Below are 14,558 nucleotides of genomic sequence, written 5' to 3' on the forward strand. Positions count from 1 at the left end.
GCCACCCCCCCCCCGCCGGGGGGCCCGGCCCGCCGGGGGGGGGGGGGGCGGCGGCGCCCCGGGGCCCCCCCCCCCCCCCCCCCCCCCCCCCCCCCCCGCGCCCGTGCCGTTCGGACCGGGGCCCCGGTCAGAGGATGTCGATGAAGTTGTGCTCGCCCCCGTGGTGGTGCCACCAGAAACCGTCGTCGTCGTCGGCCGCTACGCGAGGAGCGGCCTGCGGAGCCGCCTGCGCGGACGCGGCGGCGGGGACTATGACTGCGGCGGAAAGCGCGACCACAACGGCGGCGCGTCGGAAGATGCTCACAGCTGAACTCCTCATTCGCTGGACAAACCTGACCATTCCGACGCTAGCTCGAACGTGGCACACTGTCGCGCTGAGTGGCCTAACGACTACTCCACGCGTGGGACCCGTTGGCGTCCAGGCAGGTCAGTGCGCAATGTCCGTGATATCCGCGTATCCCTCGATCTCCCGGGGGTCCCGCGAACCCGGGCCCACATAGCGGGCCGAGGGGCGCACCAGGCGGCCCGTGCGCTTCTGCTCCAGGATGTGCGCCGACCAGCCCGCCGTCCGCGCACAGGTGAACATCGACGTGAACATGTGCGCCGGGACCTCCGCGAAGTCCAGCACGATCGCCGCCCAGAACTCCACGTTCGTCGCCAGTACCCGATCGGGCCGCCGGGCGTGCAACTCGTCCAGGGCCGCCTTCTCCAGGGCCTCCGCCACCTCGAAGCGCGGCGCGCCCAGCTCGCGCGCGGTGCGGCGCAGCACCCGGGCGCGCGGGTCCTCGGCGCGGTAGACCCGGTGGCCGAAGCCCATCAGGCGCTCGCCGTTGTCGAGGGCCTGCTTCACGTACGCGGTGGCGTCGCCGGTGCGCTCGATCTCCTCGATCATGCCGAGCACCCGGGACGGCGCCCCGCCGTGCAGCGGCCCCGACATCGCGCCGACCGCGCCGGACAGCGCGGCCGCCACGTCCGCGCCGGTCGAGGCGATGACGCGGGCGGTGAACGTCGAGGCGTTCATGCCGTGTTCGGCGGCGCTCGTCCAGTACGCGTCCACCGCCTTGACGTGCTTGGGGTCCGGCTCGCCGCGCCAGCGGATCATGAAGCGCTCGACCACCGACTGTGCCTTGTCGATCTCGCGCTGCGGCACCATCGGCCGGCCCTGCCCGCGCGCCGACTGGGCGACGTACGACAGCGCCATGACGGCGGCCCGCGCGAGGTTGTCGCGGGCGGTCCGCTCGTCGATGTCGAGCAGCGGTTTCAGCCCCCACACGGGCGCCAGCATGGCCAGGGCGGACTGCACGTCCACCCGGATGTCGCCGGAGTGGACGGGGATCGGGAACGGCTCGGCCGGCGGCAGGCCGGGGTTGAACGCCCCGTCGACCAGCAGCCCCCAGACGTTCCCGAACGAGACGTGACCGACCAGGTCCTCGATGTCGACGCCCCGGTAGCGAAGGGCGCCGCCCTCCTTGTCCGGTTCGGCGATCTCCGTCTCGAACGCGACGACTCCCTCAAGTCCGGGTACGAAGTCGGACATCAGGCGGCTCCTCATGATGGGTGCGACGGGCTGCGGGCGGGCGGTGTGCCCCGGGTCCCTCGGTGATGCCCCGTACGGGGGGCCGAAACCCCACCGCGGGGCCACCGCGTGTATGGAGGCCACAGTGGCCCAGCGCAGAGTTTGGCGGGTCCCGACGACACGGGGAAGCGTGACATCCGGCACACCGCTCCAATGCACCACTGGACGGTTAGTGACCGGCCCCGGCGGGCACACTGCACCCCCGCCGGGGCCGCGGCGGCGGTGCGGCAGGATGGTTGCCGTGACCGACCTGGACCCCGCAGCGATGCGCGCGCAGTACCGCACCACCCTCCTCTCGGAGGAGGATCTGGCCGCCACGCCCATGGAGCAGTTCGGCCGCTGGTTCAAGGAGGCCGTGGCCGGCGGGCTGCACGAGCCCAACGCGGTGGTCGTGGCCACCGCCACCGGCGACGGCCGCCCCTCCACCCGTACGGTGCTCCTGAAGTCCTACGACGAACGCGGCTTCGTCTTCTTCACCAACTACGCCTCGCGCAAGGCCGCCGAGCTCACCGCGAACCCGCACGCCTCGCTGCTCTTCCCCTGGCACCAGCTGGCCCGCCAGGTCATCGTCACGGGCACCGCGACCCGGGTCGCGCGAGAGGAGACCGAGGCCTACTTCCGCACCCGGCCGCACGGCTCCCAGCTCGGCGCCTGGGCCAGCGCCCAGTCGACGGTGATCCCATCGCGGGCCGAACTGACCGCGCGCTACGAGGAGTTGGCGGCCCGCCACCCCGAAGGCAGTGAGGTCCCGGTGCCCCCGCAGTGGGGCGGCTTCCGGATCACGCCCGAAGCCGTCGAGTTCTGGCAGGGGCACGAGAACCGCCTCCACGACCGGCTGCGGTACGTCGCGGACGAGGGTGCCTGGCGCGTGGAGCGGCTCTCGCCCTGAGGGCCGGGTTCCGAAACCCGGCGGGCGTGAAGAATCCCGCGGGCGTGCAGAAACCCGGCGGGAATGCAGAAACCCGCGGGCTCGGGTTCCTCCGGAGAGGAGCCGGCCGGACGTACCGGCGAGCCCGCGGGTCGGTGACTGCTTGGGAATTCGGCCGACATCATGCCGGCACCGCACAAAGAGTGCGACTGGCAGGCGTCAGCCCGCAGTCACCTCACGCGTCCGGTTTGCATACATCTGTCAAACCACCTCCCTTCTCGTGTGCACCACACATTAGGCAGCCCCCCGGTGGCCCTCAACCTATTTATCGGGTGGTGCGCGCCCGCTCCTCGGCGCTGCGCTCCACGCAGAACTCATTGCCCTCGATGTCGGCCATCGTGGCCCAGCCCGTGCCGTCCGGGCGGCGGTGGTCGGCGACGAGGGTGGCGCCGAGGAGAAGGAGGCGCTCGACCTCTTCGTCGCGGCTGCGGTCCTGCGGCTGGAGGTCGAGGTGCACGCGGTTCTTCACCGCCTTGGCGTCCGGCACCTCGATGAAGAGCAGGGCGATCCCCTCCGCGGTGACGGTCGCCTCGGGGTCGCCGTCCTGGTCGTCCTCGGCGAGGGTGCCGCCGAGGGTCTGTGCCCAGAAGGTGCCGAGCCGGTAGGTGTCGGCGCAGTCGATCGTGACATGGCGTACGAGAGATGTCATGGACGCCACTATGCCCGCCCGGCCGGAAGGCGTGTCCGGCGGCCGGTAACCACCGTATGGAGCAAGGGATTTCGGGGAACCAGGTGTGGGCTGCGTCACGTTCGAGTTGAATGATCCGACGTGCGTAGTCCGCGCGTCAGCCGCGTGATGCGGCGACCACGTCCTGCAGGGGGTGCCAGGATGAGTGCTTCCCGGAGCGAGACCGCCAGTGCTCCGGTTCCGGACGGGTCCGGTACCGGACCCACGGGCCCAGCCGGGCCGGAACCGGGCGGGGACCTCCTCGCCGCGCTGCTCGACGGAATGGACGCCGCGCTGTGCGCGTTCGACGCGGACGGCGTGGTCACCCACTGGAACCGCGAGGCCGAGCGGATCCTCGGCTGGCCGGCCGAAGAGGCCGTCGGGCAGCGGGGGTTCGCGGGCTGGGCGGTACGGGCCGCCGACGCCGAGGAGGTGCAGGGGCGGCTGATGGCGGTGATGGCCGCGCCCGGCCGCCAGGTGCACGAGTTCGCCCTGCTCAGGAAGGACGGCAGCCGCGTCCTGGTCCGAACCCAGTCGGCGGGCGTGCGGGGTGCGGACGGCGCCGCGGCCGGGGTGTACTGCGCGTTCAGCGAGGTGCACGCGCAGATCGACCTGGAGCGGTCCATCGCGCTGAGCGAGGCCCTGTTCGAGGACGGCTCCTGGGGCGTGCTGCTGGTCGACGTCGACCTGCGGCCCACCGTCGTCAACTCCTACGCGGCCCGCGCGCTCGGCACCGGCCGGGCGACCCCGCTCGGCCGCCCGCTGGGCGAGCTCATCGTCCAGGGCGTCGAAGAACTGGAGGGCGCGCTCCACCACGTACTCGCCGAAGGGTCGCCGACCAGCCCCGCCGAGCTGTGGGTGACGCTGCGCACCGCCGAGGGGGAGCGGCGGCGCTGCTGGCGCAGCGGCTTCCTGCGGCTGTCGTCACCGCTCGCGGAGGAACCGGTTCCGCTCGGGGTCGGCTGGCTCTTCCAGGACGTGACCGACGCCAAACGCGCCGAACAGGACGCGGACCGGCTCCGCTTCCGCTCCAACCAGCTGCACCGCGCCGCGCGGACCGCCGCCGAGTGCGAGGACCCGATGGAGGCGGCGACCTGCTACCTGGACTTCGCGCTCGCCGGATTCGCCGACCACGCGCTGGTGGACCTGCTCGCCGGGGAGCGCCTGGTGCGGGCCGCGGCCACCCCGGCCGGCGCGCCCGGCCCGGTCGCGCCGGTGGCGGGCGGCGGCATCCCGGTCCGCTATCCGGCGGGCCACCCGGCGCTGCAGTCGGTGGACCGGACCGGTTCCGTACGGGACAGCGCGGGCGCGGCGGGCGAACCCTGGGCGGTGGAGCGCCAGTGGCCGCCGGACGCGGCGCACGCCCTGTGCGCGGTCCTGCGCAGCCGCGGCCGGACCCTGGGCGTCCTCACCTTCCTGCGCGGCGCGTCCCGCCCGGCCTTCGAACGCCCGGACGCGGCGTACGCGGAGAGCGTGGCGGTACGGGTGGCGGCGGCGATGGATCTGGCCGCGGCGATCTCAAGCCCCTCATGGGGGTCCCCCCTGGCCCGTTAGGCCTTGGGGGAGCTTGCGGAGCGGGGTCCGGGGCGGGGCCCCAGCACCTCGGCGTCGGTACCGGCCCACCGCTCAGTGCCGGAAGAAGATCCGGTCCCGGTACTGGGCCATGACCCGCCCGTTCCACTCATGGCCCCCGTCCACGTTCCCCGAACGGAGCAGCGGCGGCTCGACGCCACGGGCCACCAGCGCTTCGACGGCCGCCGCCATCGTCGCCTGCATCAGCGCGCTGGTGACCACGGTGGACGCGGGCGCGAAGGGCGCCTCGATGTCCTCGTGGGTCAGCTCCGCGTCCCCCACCGCGATCTTGCTGTCGAGTACGACATCGCAGTGGTCGCGCAGGAACGTGCCCGAGACGTGCCGGGATTTCATACTGTCGGCGTAGGCGACCGAGGTGACCCCGATGACCTTGAGGCCGAGCGCCCGCGCGTTCATCGCCATCTCCACGGGCAGCGCGTTGCGCCCGGACAGCGAGATGATCACGAGTACGTCGCCGGGCTTGGCGGGGCTGGAGTCGAGGACCGCCCCCGCGAGGCCGTCGACCCGCTCCAGGGCGGAGCCGAGCGTGGCCGGCATGACGTCGACGCCGACCACCCCGGGCACCGCGAGCAGGTTCATCAGGGCGAACCCGCCGGCCCGGTAGACCACGTCCTGGGCGGCCAGTGAGGAGTGCCCGGCGCCGAAGGCGAAGAGCCGGCCGCCCTCCTGGACGGTGTCGGCGATGATGGCCCCGGCGGCCGCGATGCTGAGCGACTCCTCGTCCCGTACCCGCTGGAGAAGCCCGATCGCGGCGTCGAAGAACTGACCGGCCAGCTTGCTCTCGCTCATCGCCGAGGACCCTTTCCGGGGTGGGGTAACGACCGTGCGCGCTCACGGTGCGGTCTGGACCTTTCCCCTGTCAATACGGGGCTGGACGGCACCTGGTCAAGATGCGACCCGGCCGCTGCGGGACGGTTGTCAGTGGCATGCGTCAGAATTGGGTCAGGGCCAGCGGTACGACGTTTTTTGTCAGAGCATCGAGGGGCACGAATGTCCGGACTGATCGACACCACGGAGATGTATCTCCGCACCATCCTCGAGCTCGAAGAGGAGGGTGTGGTCCCCATGCGCGCCCGCATCGCCGAGCGCCTGGACCAGAGCGGGCCGACGGTGAGCCAGACGGTGGCGCGCATGGAGCGCGACGGCCTGGTGCAGGTCGCGGGCGACCGCCACCTGGAGCTGACCGACGAGGGGCGCCGCCTCGCCACCCGCGTCATGCGCAAGCACCGCCTCGCGGAGTGCCTGCTCGTCGACGTCATCGGCCTGGAGTGGGAGCAGGTGCACGCGGAGGCGTGCCGCTGGGAGCACGTGATGAGCGAGGCGGTCGAGCGCCGCGTCCTGGAGCTGCTCCGCCACCCGACCGAGTCTCCGTACGGAAACCCGATCCCGGGCCTGGAGGAGCTGGGCGAGAAGGCCGAGGCGGACGCCTTCCTGGAGGACGGCATCATCAGTCTGGGTGAGCTCGACCCGGGCCCCGAGGGCAAGACGGTCGTCGTGCGCCGGATCGGCGAGCCGATCCAGACCGACGCCCAGCTGATGTACACGCTGCGACGGGCGGGCGTGCAGCCCGGCTCCGTGGTGAGCGTGACGCAGTCGCCGGGCGGGGTCCTCGTGGGCAGCAGCGGCGAGGCCGCCGAGCTCGGCGCGGACGTCGCCTCGCACGTCTTCGTCGCCAAGCGCTGAGCCGACCGCCGGTCGGGGGCGGTCGGGTGCCGGCTCTCCGTCTGCGTCCCCTTCCGTCCCCCTTGCTCCCTCCTTCGCGACCTCTCGTAACGGACTGTCATCGCCCTTTCCTGTCAAGGCAGTTGAGGGCAGTCCGCCGAGGGTGCGGAGAAGGTTGCGGGGAAGGCCGGTTTCCGGGTGGAATGGCAGCGGCCGGGCGGATCGCGTGCGAGGCTGTGGCTTGAGGCTTATGACCCGAGAGGCGCGGGCAGGGGAGGGGGCGGCGGCATGAGGCCGTTCGGACCACTCGCACCACCTTCGACGCCCCGGCCTGCCCGTGCGCCCTCGGTCGCCCGCCCAGCCCGCCCGCTTCGGAAAGAGCAGAGCCCCGGCGCCTCGCGGCGCCGGGGCCTGTCCTCCCCGGTGTCGACCCGGAGCCCCGAGCTCCCAGGGTCGACCCCCGCGGACCGTCTTCCCCGAGCGGCCCGCCTCCCGGAGAAGATCTCCCCTCGGCGCAGGGCGTCAATCCTTGAGCGTGGTCACTCGAACGAGGGGTGTTGCGTGAGAGACGCGAGTTTTCGAATAGGGGTTCGATACTCTGCCGGGAACTGACCACTCGGGAGCTGTCGGGGGCTGAAGGGGGTGCCGGAACACATGGTGCGGCGCATCGATGTGACAGGGACCGGCGGGGTTCGCCTCGCCGCCTGGGAGTTCGCGGAGCAGCCCAAGGCCCGCGCGGAGACCGAGGGGGCTCCGGGGGTCTTACTCCTCCACGGGCTGATGGGCCGGGCCTCGCACTGGGCCTCCACGGCCCGCTGGCTCGCCGAGAAGCACCGGCCGGTCGCCATCGACCAGCGCGGCCACGGCCGCAGCGACAAGCCCGCCGACGGCCCGTACACCCGCGAGGCCTATGTGGCCGACGCCGAGGCAGCCGTAGAGCAGCTGGGCCTGGCCCCCGTCACCCTCATCGGCCACTCGATGGGCGCCCTCACCGCCTGGCAGCTCGCCGCCAAACGCCCCGACCTGGTCCGCGCCCTGGTCATCTGCGACATGCGGGCCTCGGCGCTCGGCGCGGCCTCCCAGCGCGAGTGGGAGGACTGGTTCAAGTCCTGGCCGGTGCCGTTCGCGACGCTCGCCGACGTACGCAAGTGGTTCGGCGAGGACGACCCGTGGGTGGAGCGGCCCAGCCCCGCCCGGGGCGAGTTCTTCGCCGAGGTGATGGCCGAGCGCGCCGACGGCTGGCGCCCGGTGTTCTCCTGCCGCCAGATGCTGACCTCCCGCGAGACCTGGGTGTACGACGCGCACTGGGAGGAGCTCGCCCAGGTCGACTGCCCCACCCTCGTGGTGCGGGGTCTGGACGGCGAGCTGGGCCGCGCGGAGTCCCAGGAGATGGTCCGGGTCCTGCCGCGCGGCCAGTACGCGGAGGTGGCCGACGCCGGCCACCTCGTCCACTACGACCAGCCGGACGGCTGGCGCAACGCGATCGAGCCGTTCCTCGACGGGGTGCTCACACCATGAGCGCGCCGCGCGGCCTCCGTCGGCCCCGCCCGCTCACCCCGTGCTGACCGCCGTCAGGATCTCCGGCAGCCGGGCCGCCGCGCGCGGCGCCGCCACCTTCAGCCCCACCCAGCCGATGAGCGCCCCGTACGCCGCGCCCAGCGGCAGCAGCAGCCACAGCGCGCCGTGGTCCCCGGACACGTGCAGCCAGATGGCCAGCGCGATCAGCGGGGCGCACAGCACCGCGCTCGCCGCCATCCCGCCCATGATCGACAGGAACGCGATGCCGCCCTGCCCCGGCGCCACGTTCTTGCGGCTGTCCTGCGGAATCGAGTACGCCAGCGTCGCCGACGCCACCGAACCCGTCGCCAGCATCGCGCCCAACAGGGCCAGCGCGAGCCCCACGACCTCGGGCAGCTTCGTCCAGTCGCCCAGCATGCCCGCCGTCACCACGGTCACGAGCAGCGTGTACGGAAGCGTCACGAGCAGCAGCGCGAACGCCCGGGCGCGCAGCTCCAGATAGGCGTCCCGGGTCGAGGAGATGGTCAGCAGCACCATCCAGAACGCCGAGGTGTCCTGCCCGAACTGGTTGTACATCTGCATGCCGAGCATGCCCGTCGCGAAGCAGGCGAAGTAGACGGTGCCGTGGCCCTGGAGTGCGTTGAAGACCGGGATGATCAGCCCGATGGCGAGCGAAGTGATCCACGCCGCCTTGGTCTTGGGATCCCGCCAGGCGTAGCGCAGCGTACGCAGCATGACGGTGCCGGTGCGGCCCTCGGGGAGTAGTCCGGTGAGCCCCTTGCCCGAGGACTCCTTGCGGGAGGCGTCGGACGCGGCGAGCGTCGATCCGTCCGGCGTGGTCATCAGCTTCACCAGCGAGCGCTCCCAGGCGTACAGGAGCAGCCCCAACGCGGCCAGTGTGAGCAGGAGTTGGGCCGTCGCGCGGCCGTACGCGCCCGCGCCCGCCGAGTCGACCGCGCCGATCGCGGAGGCCGGCGGCAGCCAGCGCACCACTTTCGCGACCGGGTCGAGCGCCGAGAGCCCGCCGGACCTGCCGAGCCGCTGGGCGCCGAAGTTCACGAACTGGAACCCCACCGCGATCACCAGACCGCTCAGCACCGCGAGGTCGCGGCCCTTGCGGGAGGTGAGCAGCCGGGTGTTGGCGGCCGCGACGGCGCGGGCCAGCGCGAGGCACACGAGCAGCGCGAGCGGCACGGCGAGGACCGCGGTCAGGACCGCGCCGGCCCCGTGCGCGACCGCGATGGCCGAACCGAGCACGAGGCAGAGCGTGAACAGCGGCCCGATCCCCACCACGGAGGCCACCAGCAGCGCGCCGACCAGCGGGCGCGGCCGCAGCGGCAGCATGACGAGCCGGGTCGGGTCGAGGGTCTCGTCGCCGCTCGGGAAGAACAGCGGCAGCACGGTCCAGCCGACGGCCATCAGCGCCACGCTCAGCACGGCCACGGTGCTCGCGTGCGCGGTGCCGCGCAGCGCGATCAGGCCGAGCAGTTGCAGCGCCGCGAAGAGCAGGGCCAGCACCGCGGAGGTGATGTAGGCGGCCCGGCGGCCACTGGACTGCCGCAGTCCGTTCTTGAGCAGCGACAGTTTCAGGCGTACGAAGACGGGGGTGAGGGTGGAGGTGCTCATCGGGTACCGCCGCCGAGCCAGTCCAGCGAGTCCCCCGCGTCGCGGCCGTTCGCGCCGACGAGTTCGAGGAAGGCGTTCTGCAGCGAGCCGGCGTCGCCGCGCACCTCGGCCAGGGTGCCCTGGGCGCGGATGCGGCCCGCGGCCATCACCGCGACCCAGTCGCACAGCGACTCGACCAGCTCCATGACGTGGCTGGAGAAGACGACGGTGGCGCCGGAGGCGGTGTAGCGCTCCAGGACGCCGCGGATGGTCTGCGCGGACACCGGGTCGACGCCCTCGAACGGCTCGTCCAGGAACAGGACTTCGGGGTTGTGCAGCAGGGCGGCGGCCAGGCCGATCTTCTTGCGCATGCCGGTCGAGTAGTCGACCACCAGCTTGTGCTGGGCGCCCGCGAGGTCGAGTACGTCCAGGAGCTGGGCGGCCCGCTTGTCGACCTCGGCGCCGGGCAGCCCGCGCAACCGGCCGGAGTAGCCGAGGAGTTCGCGGCCCGAGAGCCGCTCGAACAGGCGCAGGCCCTCCGGCAGCACCCCGATGCGGGACTTCACGGCGACCGGATCGCGCCACACGTCGTGGCCGGCCACCTCCACCCTGCCCTGATCGGGCCTGAGCAGCCCCGTCACCATGGACAGCGTGGTGGTCTTGCCCGCGCCGTTCGGGCCGACGAGCCCGATGAACTTGCCCGCGGGCAGCTCCAGATCGATCCCCGCGACCGCGATCTGCTCGCCGAAGCGCTTCCACAGCCCCTGAACGCGGACGGCGGGCGCCGCCGTACGCGCTCCGCCCGCCGTGTCCGCCGTTCCTTCGTATGCCTGGTCCGGCATGGTGGTGCCTTTCGTCCCCGTGATGGTGCCTACCAAGACACCATAAGAGCCGGGGGCGGCAGCTGTGCTAGGGGCGTCGTGCCCTGGCCGCGGCGGCCTCGCGGCCGCAGGCGTAGGCGAGCGGGCAGATCAGCTCCTCGGCGTCCGGCAGCCAGCGGTTCGCGGGGGTGGGGCGGCGCGCCCACTGCACCGCCCCGTGCCCCCCGACCCGGGTCGGGGGCGCCGCCACGTAGTCGCCCTCGCCCCGGGTGACCAGGTCGATCGCGGCGGGCGTCCACCCCAACTTGCGTACCAGATCCGGGACTTTGGCGCCCGCGCCCGGCAGCACGAAGAACATCATCCGGCGGTCGGGGGTGCAGGTGACCGGGCCGAGCGTCAGCTCCATGCGCTCCATGCGGGCCAGCGCCAGGAACCCGGCCGACTCCGGTACGTCGATGGCGTCGAAGGTGCGCCCGGTGGGAAGCAGGATCGAGGCCCGGGGCTGCTTCGCCCACAGGCGGCGCGCGGCGACCGCGCTTCCGGTGGCCTGGGTCGCCCAGTCCGGCCGGGCCGGGTGCGCACCCGGTTTCGGGCACGCGGTGTCACCGCACGAGCAGCGCTCGACGCCCTCGTCCGCCTCCAGGGAGGTGCCGGGGAACACGTCCCAGTGCCGTTCCTCCGCGTACCGTACGGCGCTGTCCAGGAGCTGTTCGCCGCGCTGCTTGGGGATCAGCGCGGATTCCGTACCGGTGCCGGTGCCTGTGATGGTTTCTTCCACGACGGACTCAACTCCCGCCACCACCGAGGGTTACGGGCGCGGGAAGCGCGGGATCAGCGGTATCGGTCCTGCATATGGGGCGCATGGGTGCATGGGCGGGGGCGCGCGTGCGGCTGCGGGGCGGCGGCGGGGTAGCCATATGCCGGGGAAGCTCACGGGAATGCTGGCAATGACGCCATTTTCCGGATTCTCCTCGTTTCTCTGCATATTCGCAGGGCAGTGATCTGTTGTGATCAACTGCCGCCTCAGGGGGTTTTCATGGCAGCCAGGCCGCTCGTCGCCCGCCAGCCCAATGAACGGCTGCAGGCGCTCATCCAGGAAGCCGGATGCTCCAACGCCGGGCTCGCCCGGCGGGTGAACATGGTCGGCGCGGAGCGGGGCCTCGACCTCCGCTACGACAAGACGTCGGTGGCGAGGTGGCTGCGCGGACAGCAGCCCAGGGGCCGGGCGCCGGGCATCATCGCCGAAGCGCTGGGCCGCAAGCTGGGCCGTACGGTCACGATCGACGAGATCGGCATGGCCAACGGCAAGAACCTCGCGACGGGGGTGGGCCTCCAGTTCTCGCCCACCGTGCTCGGCGCGATCGAGCAGGTCTGCGAGCTGTGGCGCAGCGACGTGGGGCGCCGCGACTTCCTGTCCGGCTCCACCGTGGCCGCCTCGGCGCTGGTCGAGCCGAGCCGGGACTGGCTGATCACCGGCGCCGACACCCAGGTCGCGCGCAGTGCGGGGCAGCGGGTCGGCGCGGCCGACGTCGAGGCCGTACGCGCCATGACCGACGCCCTCGTGCAGCTGGACCACCGGTTCGGGGCGGGGCATGTGCGGCCGGTCGTCGTCCACTACCTCAACAGTGTGGTGTCCGGGCTGCTCGCCGGGTCCTACCGGGAGTCCGTGGGGCGGCAGTTGTTCGCGGCGGTGGCCCGGCTCACCGAACTCGCCGGGTACATGGCCGTCGACACCGGCCAGCCCGGCCTCGCCCAGCGCTACTACATCCAGGCGCTGCGGCTCGCCCAGGCCGCCGACGACCGGGGATACGGGGGATATGTCCTGGCCGCGTCCATGAGCCACCTCGCCGCCCAGCTCGGCAACCCGCGCGAGATCGCCCAGCTGGCGCGGGCCGCGCAGGAAGGAGCGCGCGGCCGGGTCACCCCGCGCGCCGAGGCGATGTTCTACGCCGCCGAGGCGCGCGGGCACGCGCTGCTCGGCGACGCGCGGACCTGCCAGACGGTGGCGGGCCGGGCGCTCACCGCGATGGACGCGGCGGCGGACGGCTCCGGCGACGACCCGGCGTGGATCGCGCACTTCGACCACGCCTACCTCGCGGACGAACTCGCCCACTGCCACCGGGACTTGGGCCAGCCGGAGGCCGCCGCGCGGCGGGCCGAGGAGTCCCTGGCCGGGCACCCCGAGACGCGGGCCAGGCGGCGCGCCATCGGCCTCGTCCTGCTCGCCACCGCGCAGGTCCAGCAGCGCGAGGTGGAGGAGGCGTGCGCGACGGGCACCCGGGCGGTGGAGCTCCTGTCCACCGTGCGCTCCAACCGGGGCGTGGACTATCTGGAAGACCTCCAGGAGCGACTGGAGCCGTACGGGAACGAGCCCGCGGTGCGGGAGTTCGGCGAGCGCATGGAGGCCCAGGCGGCCTGAGCACCCACGACCGAACTCCGCCCGGGCCTGCTCAGGACCTGCGGCCGAACCCCGCCCGGGTCCGCGGTGAGGGAGGGCTTGGCAAGGGCGTGGGGGGACCCGGTAGCGTGAACCGACGATTGAGAAGGTCCACGAGGTCCACGTACAGGAGTTCCGGTGACGCAGAGCCGACAGGGTGACGAGCCGCAGCATCCGGCTGTGCGGCACGCGCACGAGGGTGTCGTGCTGCCCGCCGACGGCAGTGGCCCGCGCGCCGGGGAGCCGCTGCCCGCGCCTCCTGGAGCCCAGCCCTGGGACCGCCCGTGGGGCCCCCAGGGCCAGGCCTCCCAGCCGCCCCCCGCCGCGCAGCCGCAGGGACCGCAGACCTTCGGGCAGCCCCTGCCGCCCGAGAACGGCGGCCGGGACGCGGAGGCGACCCAGTTCATAGCCCCGGTCCCGGGCGGTCAGGGCGGTGGAGCCACGCAGTACCTGGCCCCGGTGCCCGGCGGTCAGGGCAGCGAGGCCACGCAGTATCTCGCGCCGGTGCCGGCCGGTCAGGGCGGTGAGGCCACCCAGTACATAGCCCCTGTCCCGGCGGGCTCGGGCAGCGAGGCCACCCAGTACCTCGCCCCCGTGCCGGCCGGTGGCGGTGATGCCGAGGCGACCCAGTTCATCGCTCCGGTGGCCGGCGGGCCCGGCGCGCTGCCGCCGGAGAACTCCGGTGCGGCGAACCGGTTCCTCGGCGCCCCGGCCCCCGGCCCCGTCGGCGCCGACCCGACCCAGGTCCTGCCGCCGGTGCCCCCGGCCCCGCAGGACGCCCCGTACGGGATACGCCCGGGCGCGCCGGGTGACCGGCAGCCCCCCGCCGAGTTCGACAGCCTCTTCCGGGCCGACGGTCCGCAGCAACCGGGCGGCGAGACCCAGCAGTTGCCCCGCTTCCAGCCCTCCGTACCGCTGAACCGGCCGCAGCAGCAGGCGCCCTACCAGCCGCCGCAGGCCCCGGCGCAGCAGTTCAAGCCGCAGCCGCAGTTCGCGGCGGCACCCCCGTTCCCGGAGCCCGCCGGGCCGCAGTCCGGGTACGAGCCCGAGGCGCCCCGGCGCAAGTCGCCGGTGGGTCTGATCGCCGCCGTCGTCGTCGGCTGCGCGGTGATCGGGCTCGGCGCGGGCGCGCTGCTGAGCGGCGGCGACAGCGGCTCCGCCAAGAAGGGCGACCAGCAGCCCGCGGGCGTCAGTTCGCCCGCCACCGGCGACGGCGGCGGCGCCAAGGACGGGGCCGCGGACCCCGCCAAGGGCCAGGCCGAGGCGCTCGACAAGGTGCTCGCCGACAGCGGCAGCAGCCGGGACGCAGTGATCGGCGCGGTCGCCGAGATCCGCGCGTGCGGCAAGCTCGACCAGGCGGCCGCCGCGCTGCGCGGCGCCGCAAAGCAGCGCGCCGACCTGGTGACCCGGCTCGGCCAGCTCTCCCTCGACAAGCTGCCGGACCACGACAAGCTGTCCGGCGACCTCACCAAGGCCTGGCAGGCCTCGGCCGCCGCCGACAACCACTACGCGGCGTGGGCCGACGCGGTGGCCGCCGACAAGGGCAAGAACTGCAAGGACGGCCACGCCAAGCGCGACAAGGACGCGGGCCAGGGCGACAAGGCGAGCGGGGACGCCACCAAGGCCAAGCAGGAGGCCTCGGGCATCTGGAACGGCATCGCCACGAAGTACAGCCTCACCAAGCGCGGCGCCACCCAGCTCTGAGGGCCCCGTGTCCGAGAGTCCCGTGCGACCGTTGGCGTCCAGCTGTT

13 protein-coding genes are annotated in these 14,558 nt (G+C 73.2%); 6 read left to right on the forward strand and 7 right to left on the reverse strand.

Annotated elements, in window-relative coordinates; translation table 11 throughout:
* Nucleotides 1-127 precede the first annotated feature (127 nt).
* Nucleotides 128-304, reverse strand: a complete 177-nt coding sequence (locus tag ACIBK6_RS29990; protein WP_399054558.1) for a hypothetical protein — start codon at nucleotides 302-304, stop codon at nucleotides 128-130.
* Between the two features lie 123 nt (nucleotides 305-427).
* Entirely contained in the window at nucleotides 428-1,537 is a 1,110-nt protein-coding gene (locus tag ACIBK6_RS29995; RefSeq protein WP_399054559.1) for a citrate synthase 2, read from the reverse strand.
* 271 nt (nucleotides 1,538-1,808) lie between these two features.
* Between ACIBK6_RS29995 and pdxH the strand changes: the two genes are divergently transcribed.
* Nucleotides 1,809-2,465, forward strand: coding sequence for a pyridoxamine 5'-phosphate oxidase (gene pdxH / locus ACIBK6_RS30000; RefSeq protein ID WP_399054560.1), 657 nt, complete (start codon nucleotides 1,809-1,811; stop codon nucleotides 2,463-2,465).
* A gap of 304 nt (nucleotides 2,466-2,769) precedes the next feature.
* Here pdxH and ACIBK6_RS30005 read toward each other — a convergent pair whose 3' ends face one another.
* The gene (locus ACIBK6_RS30005; RefSeq protein WP_399054562.1) at nucleotides 2,770-3,153 is read right to left on the reverse strand and encodes a VOC family protein; all 384 of its coding nucleotides are present in this window, start codon (nucleotides 3,151-3,153) and stop codon (nucleotides 2,770-2,772) included.
* A gap of 180 nt (nucleotides 3,154-3,333) precedes the next feature.
* Here ACIBK6_RS30005 and ACIBK6_RS30010 point away from each other — a divergent pair, with 180 nt between their 5' ends.
* Nucleotides 3,334-4,725: a PAS domain-containing protein gene (locus ACIBK6_RS30010; RefSeq protein ID WP_399054563.1), complete on the forward strand. Its 1,392-nt coding sequence runs from the start codon at nucleotides 3,334-3,336 to the stop codon at nucleotides 4,723-4,725.
* 72 nt (nucleotides 4,726-4,797) lie between these two features.
* Here the strand turns inward: ACIBK6_RS30010 and ACIBK6_RS30015 are convergent, their stop codons facing one another.
* On the reverse strand, nucleotides 4,798-5,553 hold the full coding sequence (locus ACIBK6_RS30015; protein ID WP_399054564.1) for an SIS domain-containing protein: 756 nt from the start codon (nucleotides 5,551-5,553) through the stop codon (nucleotides 4,798-4,800).
* A 201-nt stretch (nucleotides 5,554-5,754) separates the two neighbouring features.
* Here ACIBK6_RS30015 and ACIBK6_RS30020 point away from each other — a divergent pair, with 201 nt between their 5' ends.
* A complete protein-coding gene (locus tag ACIBK6_RS30020) occupies nucleotides 5,755-6,447 on the forward strand; it encodes a metal-dependent transcriptional regulator (protein ID WP_329464597.1) in 693 nt (230 codons plus the stop codon).
* Nucleotides 6,448-7,080: 633 nt separating this feature from the next.
* Nucleotides 7,081-7,944 (forward strand): alpha/beta fold hydrolase, encoded by an 864-nt coding sequence (locus ACIBK6_RS30025; RefSeq protein WP_399054565.1) that lies wholly within the window; start codon nucleotides 7,081-7,083, stop codon nucleotides 7,942-7,944.
* A 33-nt stretch (nucleotides 7,945-7,977) separates the two neighbouring features.
* On the opposite strand, the gene ACIBK6_RS30030 is transcribed toward ACIBK6_RS30025, so the two are convergent.
* The 3 genes from ACIBK6_RS30030 to ACIBK6_RS30040 all read right to left on the reverse strand — a co-directional run bounded on the left by ACIBK6_RS30030 (nucleotide 7,978) and on the right by ACIBK6_RS30040 (nucleotide 11,148).
* Nucleotides 7,978-9,570 (reverse strand): transporter, encoded by a 1,593-nt coding sequence (locus tag ACIBK6_RS30030; RefSeq protein WP_399054566.1) that lies wholly within the window; start codon nucleotides 9,568-9,570, stop codon nucleotides 7,978-7,980.
* A complete protein-coding gene (locus ACIBK6_RS30035; RefSeq protein WP_399054567.1) occupies nucleotides 9,567-10,391 on the reverse strand; it encodes an ABC transporter ATP-binding protein in 825 nt (274 codons plus the stop codon). The genes ACIBK6_RS30030 and ACIBK6_RS30035 overlap by 4 nt, the downstream gene beginning before the upstream one ends.
* 67 nt (nucleotides 10,392-10,458) lie before the next feature.
* Nucleotides 10,459-11,148 (reverse strand): bifunctional DNA primase/polymerase, encoded by a 690-nt coding sequence (locus tag ACIBK6_RS30040; protein WP_399054568.1) that lies wholly within the window; start codon nucleotides 11,146-11,148, stop codon nucleotides 10,459-10,461.
* A gap of 258 nt (nucleotides 11,149-11,406) precedes the next feature.
* Here ACIBK6_RS30040 and ACIBK6_RS30045 point away from each other — a divergent pair, with 258 nt between their 5' ends.
* Both ACIBK6_RS30045 and ACIBK6_RS30050 read left to right on the forward strand, forming a co-directional pair.
* Complete coding sequence (locus tag ACIBK6_RS30045; protein ID WP_399054569.1) at nucleotides 11,407-12,789, forward strand: transcriptional regulator; 1,383 nt, start codon at nucleotides 11,407-11,409, stop codon at nucleotides 12,787-12,789.
* 156 nt (nucleotides 12,790-12,945) lie between these two features.
* A complete protein-coding gene (locus ACIBK6_RS30050; RefSeq protein ID WP_399054570.1) occupies nucleotides 12,946-14,511 on the forward strand; it encodes a hypothetical protein in 1,566 nt (521 codons plus the stop codon).
* The last annotated feature ends 47 nt before the right edge of the window (nucleotides 14,512-14,558 follow it).

The organism is Streptomyces sp. NPDC050485 (assembly GCF_044458185.1).
In the GTDB taxonomy this organism is placed as follows: Bacteria; Actinomycetota; Actinomycetes; order Streptomycetales; family Streptomycetaceae; genus Streptomyces.

What these genes read in the sequence shown, in the direction of transcription:
- ACIBK6_RS29995 (WP_399054559.1), bottom strand. Translation starts at nt 1,537, where the DNA reads ATGTCCGACTTCGTACCCGGACTTGAGGGAGTCGTCGCGTTCGAGACG.
- pdxH (WP_399054560.1), top strand. Translation starts at nt 1,809, where the DNA reads ATGGTTGCCGTGACCGACCTGGACCCCGCAGCGATGCGCGCGCAGTAC.
- ACIBK6_RS30005 (WP_399054562.1), bottom strand. Translation starts at nt 3,153, where the DNA reads ATGACATCTCTCGTACGCCATGTCACGATCGACTGCGCCGACACCTAC.
- ACIBK6_RS30010 (WP_399054563.1), top strand. Translation starts at nt 3,334, where the DNA reads ATGAGTGCTTCCCGGAGCGAGACCGCCAGTGCTCCGGTTCCGGACGGG.
- ACIBK6_RS30015 (WP_399054564.1), bottom strand. Translation starts at nt 5,553, where the DNA reads ATGAGCGAGAGCAAGCTGGCCGGTCAGTTCTTCGACGCCGCGATCGGG.
- ACIBK6_RS30020 (WP_329464597.1), top strand. Translation starts at nt 5,755, where the DNA reads ATGTCCGGACTGATCGACACCACGGAGATGTATCTCCGCACCATCCTC.
- ACIBK6_RS30025 (WP_399054565.1), top strand. Translation starts at nt 7,081, where the DNA reads ATGGTGCGGCGCATCGATGTGACAGGGACCGGCGGGGTTCGCCTCGCC.
- ACIBK6_RS30030 (WP_399054566.1), bottom strand. Translation starts at nt 9,570, where the DNA reads ATGAGCACCTCCACCCTCACCCCCGTCTTCGTACGCCTGAAACTGTCG.
- ACIBK6_RS30035 (WP_399054567.1), bottom strand. Translation starts at nt 10,391, where the DNA reads ATGCCGGACCAGGCATACGAAGGAACGGCGGACACGGCGGGCGGAGCG.
- ACIBK6_RS30045 (WP_399054569.1), top strand. Translation starts at nt 11,407, where the DNA reads ATGGCAGCCAGGCCGCTCGTCGCCCGCCAGCCCAATGAACGGCTGCAG.